7 protein-coding genes are annotated in these 6,676 nt (G+C 66.3%); 4 read left to right on the top strand and 3 right to left on the bottom strand.

All coding sequences use genetic code 11. The features are described from left to right. The 4 genes from AB4Z46_RS26585 to AB4Z46_RS26570 all read left to right on the top strand — a co-directional run. Positions 1–300: ATP-binding protein (locus AB4Z46_RS26585; protein WP_442286545.1), on the top strand; the 300-nt coding region annotated here is incomplete at its 5' end. Positions 301–304: 4 nt separating this feature from the next. Next, positions 305–997: a two-component system response regulator KdpE gene (gene kdpE / locus AB4Z46_RS26580; protein ID WP_442286544.1), complete on the top strand. Its 693-nt coding sequence runs from the start codon at positions 305–307 to the stop codon at positions 995–997. 248 nt (positions 998–1,245) lie between these two features. Continuing rightward, positions 1,246–2,136: a phenylalanine 4-monooxygenase gene (gene phhA, locus AB4Z46_RS26575; RefSeq protein WP_442286543.1), complete on the top strand. Its 891-nt coding sequence runs from the start codon at positions 1,246–1,248 to the stop codon at positions 2,134–2,136. 195 nt (positions 2,137–2,331) lie between these two features. Next, on the top strand, positions 2,332–4,146 hold the full coding sequence (locus AB4Z46_RS26570; RefSeq protein WP_442286542.1) for a tetratricopeptide repeat protein: 1,815 nt from the start codon (positions 2,332–2,334) through the stop codon (positions 4,144–4,146). 49 nt (positions 4,147–4,195) lie between these two features. On the opposite strand, the gene AB4Z46_RS26565 is transcribed toward AB4Z46_RS26570, so the two are convergent. The 3 genes from AB4Z46_RS26565 to AB4Z46_RS26555 all read right to left on the bottom strand — a co-directional run bounded on the left by AB4Z46_RS26565 (position 4,196) and on the right by AB4Z46_RS26555 (position 6,676). Further along, a complete protein-coding gene (locus AB4Z46_RS26565) occupies positions 4,196–5,038 on the bottom strand; it encodes an ABC transporter substrate-binding protein (RefSeq protein WP_442286541.1) in 843 nt (280 codons plus the stop codon). Between the two features lie 47 nt (positions 5,039–5,085). Further along, positions 5,086–5,820 carry an amino acid ABC transporter ATP-binding protein gene (locus AB4Z46_RS26560; protein WP_442286550.1) on the bottom strand — a complete coding sequence of 245 codons (735 nt, stop codon included), beginning with the start codon at positions 5,818–5,820 and terminating at the stop codon, positions 5,086–5,088. Between the two features lie 100 nt (positions 5,821–5,920). Then, positions 5,921–6,676 carry an amino acid ABC transporter permease gene (locus AB4Z46_RS26555; RefSeq protein WP_442286540.1) on the bottom strand — a complete coding sequence of 252 codons (756 nt, stop codon included), beginning with the start codon at positions 6,674–6,676 and terminating at the stop codon, positions 5,921–5,923.

The following is a 6,676-nucleotide window of genomic DNA, read 5'->3' as shown; positions in this document are numbered from 1 at the left end:
GTGGTCGGCGCGCACGTCACCGAGCATGCGCTGGTGCTTCAGGTGCGCGACCACGGCCCCGGCCTGCCTGCCGCGCTGCGGGGCCGCGAGCAGACGCTGTTCGACAAGTTCACGCGCGGCCAGGCCGAGTCGGCGACGCCCGGGGTCGGGCTCGGGCTGGCGATCTGCAAGGCGGTGGTGAGCGCGCACGGCGGCGAGATCACGGCCGGGAATGCATCGGACGGCGGGGCAGAATTCACGGTCACGCTTCCTCGGCGCGAACCGCCCGAGTCGACCGAACCCATCGCCATTTCAGACTGAATCCATGTCCACTCCTGTTGCCATCGTGATCGAGGACGAGCCGCAGATCCGTCGCTTCGTGCGCGGCGCGCTCGAAGCGGAGGGCTGGCAGGTGCACGAAGCCGGCACGTTGCGCGAGGGCCTGGCCGCCGCCGGCACGCGCCAGCCCGATCTGCTGGTGCTGGACCTCGGCCTGCCCGACGGCGACGGGATCTCGCTGATCCGGGACGTGCGCGGCTGGTCGGCGGTGCCGATCATCGTGCTCTCCGCACGCAGCGACGAGGCCGACAAGATCGCCGCGCTCGATGCCGGCGCTGACGACTACCTGACCAAGCCTTTCGGAACCGGCGAACTGCTGGCCCGCGTGCGCGCCAACCTGCGCCGGCCGCGCACGGCCAACGGCAGCGACGAGCCCGAGGCGCTGTTCCGTTTCGGAGACGTCGAGGTCGACCGCAGCGCGCGCCTGGTGCGGCGTGCAGGCGCGGAGGTGCATCTGACACCCACCGAATACCGGCTGCTGTCGGTGCTGGTGGCGAATGCGGGCCGGGTGCTCACGCAGCGTCAGCTGCTGCGAGAAGTGTGGGGTCCGACGCACGGCGAGCAGAGCCACTACCTGCGCATCTACATGGGACATCTGCGGCAGAAGCTCGAGGTCGATCCGGCACAGCCGCGGCATCTGATCACTGAAATTGCAGTGGGGTATCGGTTGGTGGCCTGAAGGGGAGTGGAGGGTTCGCCTGTACAAGCACGGTATATCAGTTAGAAACCTTTGACTACACGCTTCCCACCTCACACTACCCGCCTCATCCATCGACAATACCCTCTCTTCCTGCATCTCAAGGTAGCCGCCTCGCATTCACCAGCGCATGGTCAGGTTCCGCAAGGGAACTCGCAAATTTCATTACCATGGGCGCAGGCGGGGCGGCCCGGTCCCGAAGATTGCATTGGCTGCATGGAGTCTTGAACATGCTGAGACAACTCAACGAAACGGCTCGGCATGGCCTGGCCGCGGACGAGGCGCATCGCCCGGAACGCCCGGACTGGACGATCGACCAGGGCTGGTCTTCCTACACCGCGCAGGAGCACGGTGTCTGGAAGACGCTCTTCGAGCGCCAGAGCGCCCTCCTCCCCGGACGCGCCTGCGACGAGTTTCTCCAGGGGATGAAAGACCTGCCGATCGGCTCCGACCGGATCCCGAACTTCGAGGAGCTCTCGGTCGCGCTGCTGAAGCGCACGGGCTGGCAGGTTGTCGCGGTGCCGGGGCTCATTCCGGACGACGTGTTCTTCGAGCACCTGGCCCATCGGCGCTTTCCGTCGGGTCGGTTCATCCGCAAGCCCGATCAGCTGGACTACCTGGAAGAGCCGGACGTCTTCCATGACGTGTTCGGCCATGTGCCCATGCTGATGAACCCCGCCATTGCCGACTACATCCAGGCGTACGGCGAAGGCGGATTGCGCGCCAAGAAGCTCGGTGTGCTCGAGCAGCTTGCGCGTGTGTACTGGTACACGGTCGAGTTCGGCCTGGTGCGGCAGCCCGATGGACTCAGGATCTACGGTGCGGGCATCGCCTCGTCCGCCACGGAGACCGTGTTCTCCGTCGAGGACAGTTCGCCCAATCGGCTGCAATTCGGCCTGGAACGCGTCATGCGAACGCGCTATCGCATCGACGATTTCCAGGAAACCTACTTTGTCCTGGACAGTCTCGACGAGTTGCTGGAGCTGGCGCACATCGACTTCGCCCCCCACTACGCGCGCGTGGCGGGCATGCCCGAGTACGAGCCCGGCAACGTGCTGCCTGGCGATACGGTCATCACTCGCGGGGCCGGCCGCTACCACGCGGCCAAACGGCCCCGGTGACGAGAGCGCGCCTCACGGGCATCCTTGCTGGCGCGGAACCGGGCCATGTCCATGAGGATGAAGGCGCCCGTCCCAATGGCCTATTGCGCGGTCCCTCGGGGGATGCCAGAATTTTTTGCTGTATCCGGCCCATCCACTGACGGGCCAGTTGCCCACGCGCAGCGGGTCCCGCCTCGACTCCGAGAGGGAAACGCCATGCCAATGCGCCACCGCTCCATGTTTGGCCGCCAGGTGTTGCCGACGGCCGCCATTGCCATCGCATCGTCCAGCCTGCTGGTGGCCGACGGGGTCGGCGCAGGGGGTCGGGCATCCACGTTCGACCCCCTGCTGTCGGAGCCGGGCCGCGCCTGCGCACCAGTGGTCACCGGGCCGCCGGCGATGCTCAAGGCGCTGATCCGCGTCAAGAGCGAGACGACCCCCTTCCAGCCGGTGCCGATGCAGGCTGCCGGCGGTACGGTGCCGCTCTATCGGAACCTCGGCACGCTGGCGTTCCCGATCAGCACGCACGACCCCAAGGCCCAGGCCTATTTCAACCAGGGCTTGCGCCTGTCCTTCGCCTTCAATCACGCCGAGGCGCAACGCGCGTTCCAGGCCGCGCAGCAACTCGATCCCCGTTGCGCCATGTGCTTCTGGGGCGAGGCGCTGGTGCTGGGCCCGAACATCAACGTACCGATGATGCCGGAGGCCAACGCGCCGGCGCTGGCCGCGCTCGCCAAGGCGGTGGCGCTCAAGGGGCAGTCGAGCGAGAAGGAGCGGATGCTGATCGGCGCGCTCGAGAAACGCTACGCCGCCGACGCCCCACCCGACCGCAGCGGATTGGACGGCGCCTATGCGGACGCCATGAAGGCCGTGGCGGCCAGATTCCCGGCCGACGACACGCTCCAGGCGCTGTATGCCGAGGCGGCCATGGACACGCAGCCCTGGGACTACTGGCAGGCCGGCGGCGCCCAGCCGAAGGGACGCGGCGCGGACATCCTCGGCGCCCTCGAGACGGTGCTGAAACGCAACCCTGCGCACGCCGGCGCCATCCACCTGTACATCCACGCGGTGGAGGCTTCCACCCGGCCCGAGCGCGCTCTGCCCTACGCGAAGCAGCTGGGTGCCCTGGTGCCCGGCGCCGGCCACCTGGTGCACATGCCCGCGCACATCTACTACCGCGTGGGCATGTACCGCGAATCGCTGGAGGCCAATCTCAGCGCGATCCAGGTCGACGAGAACTACTTCAAGACCTCCCCGTCGGACCCGCTCTACAAGGCGGCCTACTACCCGCACAACATCCACTTCGTGATGGTCTCCGCACAGATGGGCGGCGACGCGAAGACGGCGATCGATGCGGCCTCGAAGCTCGACGCCTCGGTTCCGGGCGAACTGGTGAAGATGTTCCCGATCCTGCAGCCGATCAAGGCGGCGCACTACACGACGCGTGCGCAATTCAGCGATGCGGACACGATCCTCAAGCTCCCGCCTCCGTCCGACGAGGTGGTGCTGGTATCGACCATGTACCACTACGCGCGCGCCGTCGCCTTCGCGGCACGCAAGGACAAGGCGGGCGCGCAGCAGGAAATCGACGCCATCTCCGCCATCGAACGCAGCGCCGATTTCAAGCCTTTCGAGCCCTGGGGGCTGCCGGCCAAGGAGATCGTGCGCACCGCGGGCCTGGTCGCCACCGGGCGGCTGGCCGACGCGACAGGCGATCTGGACGGTGCGGCCAAGGCCTACACGGAGGCCATCGCCATCGAAGACGCGCTCGCCTACACCGAGCCGCCGTACTGGTACTACCCGGTGCGGCAATCGCTGGGTTCGGTCCGGCTGCGCCAGGGCAAGCTCGACGAGGCGGAGCAGGCGTTCAGGGATTCCCTGGCGCGCGTCCGCAACAACGGCTGGGCGCTGGCAGGGCTGGCCGAGGTCGAGCGCAGGAAGGGCGATGCCAAGGCCGAGCGCACGGCCCGCGAGGCCTACCGGCGCGCGTGGTTCGGTCCCAAGGACGGGCCCGATCTGGCGCGGCTCTGAGGCGGGCGCCGCCGACCCGCAAACCCGGCCGCACTCGCTCGACCGGCCATCAAGGCAGCAGTTCGAACTTCAGGTCGGCCAGCGGCATGACCTTCTCGTCCCGCGTCATCTTGTACTCGGTGTTCGGCCCGAGCCACTTGTTCCACAGCTTGTCGAGCTCGCCCTTTTTCTCCAGGGCGTAGAGCGCCTCGTTGACCTTGGACAGAAGCACGGGCTCGTCCTTCTTCATGCCGATGCCGATCGGCTGCAACACCATCGGATCCTTGATCATCTTCAGTGGCACGCCTTCGGTCTTCGACTGGTTGACCAGCTTGGTGATGGTCATGGTGTTGGCGACCATGCCCATCGACTTGTTCTGCTGAACCGCCATGAAGGCCGACCCCGTGTCCTGGAAGGTGACGGGTTCGGAGCCGTTCATCTTGATGGACAGCTCCGAGGTCGAGCCCTTGGTCGAACTCAGGCGCTTGCCCTTGAAATCGGCCTTGGTGGTGCCCGGGTCCGACGCCTTGACCGCCAGCATTTCCTTGGCGACGTAATACGGATCGCTGAACTGGATCTGCTCGCCACGGCTCTTGGTGTAGGCCAGGTTGGCGATGGTCACGTCGACGCGGCCGAGCTTGACCTCGGGCACGCGAGCCTCGACGGACAACGGCGTCACCTTGGCCGTCAGGCCGAGTTCCTTGGCGATGGCATTGCAGAGGTCCACGTCGTGGCCGACCATCTCGCGCGTCTTCGGGTCCGGCGCTGCGAATGGCGGCACGTCCGCGAAAGTGCCGCACTTGAGCTCCTTGCGCGCGCTGATGTCGCTCCATTGGTCGGCATACGCCGACAGCGAACCTGCGCAGAACACCGCACCGAGGGCGGCAAGACGAAACACGTTGGCATTCGACATGAAGAGCTCCTGGAAAGTCACCGAGGTGAAAGAAAGTAGACAGGGAACTAGTGCGCGCGCAGGTCCGAGAGAAAGCGCTGCGCTCGCGGGTGCTCGGGTCTGGTGAAGAAGGTCTCCGGGTCGGCCTTCTCCAGGATGCGGCCGGCGTCCATGAACCAGACGCGGTCGGCAACCTCGCGCGCAAAGTTCATCTCGTGGGTGACGCACATCATGGTCATCCCCTCGTTGGCGAGGCTGCGCATGACCGACAGCACCTCGCCGACCATCTCCGGGTCGAGCGCACTGGTCGGCTCGTCGAACAGCATCGCCGGCGGCTCCATCGCCAACGCCCGCGCGATCGCAACGCGCTGCTGCTGGCCCCCCGAGAGCTGCGCCGGATAGGCGTTCGCCTTGTTCGACAGCCCGACACGCTCCAGCAACTGGCCGGCCCTTGCCTTGGCGTCGGCTCGCTTGACGCCCAGCACCTTCATCGGCGACAGCATGATGTTGTCCAGCACCGAGAGATGCGGGAACAGGTTGAAGCTCTGGAACACGAAGCCGATGCGGCTGCGCAGCTTGTTCAGCGCATGGCTGCTCATCGGCGCGTGGATGTCGTGGCCATCGAACAGCAACTGGCCGGACTTGATCTCCTCGAGCCGGTTGACGGTGCGGATCAGGGTCGACTTGCCGGAGCCCGAGGGACCGCAGACCACGACCACCTCCCCTTTCTTCACCTCGGCGTTGACATCGGCGAGCGCCTGGTAGTCGCCGTACCACTTGTTGATTCCGGAGAACAGGATCATCGTGTCGTCCTCGCGCGGCTTCGACCGTGCGCTGGGTTGTTCAAGAGTTTCCATGGTCTGTCTCCGTTCTGTGTGTCTCGCTCACCGTCGAATCGCGGTGTCAGGAGTTGGCTGCCACCGGTGGCAGCGGCACGCCGTCTTCCGTGGTGGCGGGTGTCGCGCTGCCGAGCCGCTTGTGGGCGATCCGCCGCTCCAGCCATTGCGCCAGCTGGGTCAGGCTGAAGCAGACGACGTAGTAGGTCATCGCCAGGATGAAGAACACCTGGAACGGCTTGGTCAGCAGCTGGTTGTTGATCTGGTTGGCAGCGAAGGTGAGTTCCTGCACGTTGATCACGTAGCCCAGCGTGGTCTCCTTGATGGTGGAGATGAACTGGCTCAGCATGCTCGGGAGCATGTTGTAGAGGGCCTGCGGCAGGATCACGTAGGCCATGGTGCCCAGGTGGCTGTGGCCCAGGGCGCGGGCGGCCTCGCTCTGCCCCTTCGGCAGCGCCTGGATGCCGGCGCGCACCACTTCCGAGAGGTACGCGCCTTCGTAGATGACCAGCGTGCACAGCATCGTGGTGAAGCCGGACACGTCCCGCCCGATCAGGATCGGCACGAGAAAGTAGACCCACAGGATGACCATCAGCAAGGGAACGCCGCGCACGATGTACACCAGCACCGTCGCCGGCCAGCGCAGCGCGCGCCAGGGGGACAGACGCGCCAGTGCCAGCATCACCGACACCGGGAAGGCCAGCACGATGCCCAGCACCGAGAGGATGAGCGTGGCAACGATGCCGCCCATCGGCCCGTTCGGGTACTGGCCGACCAGCAGCAGCAGCCAGTTGTCGCGCAGGATGTCGAAGATGCTGAACAT

It is taken from the genome of Variovorax sp. M-6 (assembly GCF_052114385.1).
Classification (GTDB): Bacteria; Pseudomonadota; Gammaproteobacteria; order Burkholderiales; family Burkholderiaceae_C; genus Variovorax.
The sequence above is the reverse complement of the archived record's forward strand: the minus strand, read 5'-3'. Positions and strand labels throughout refer to the sequence as shown.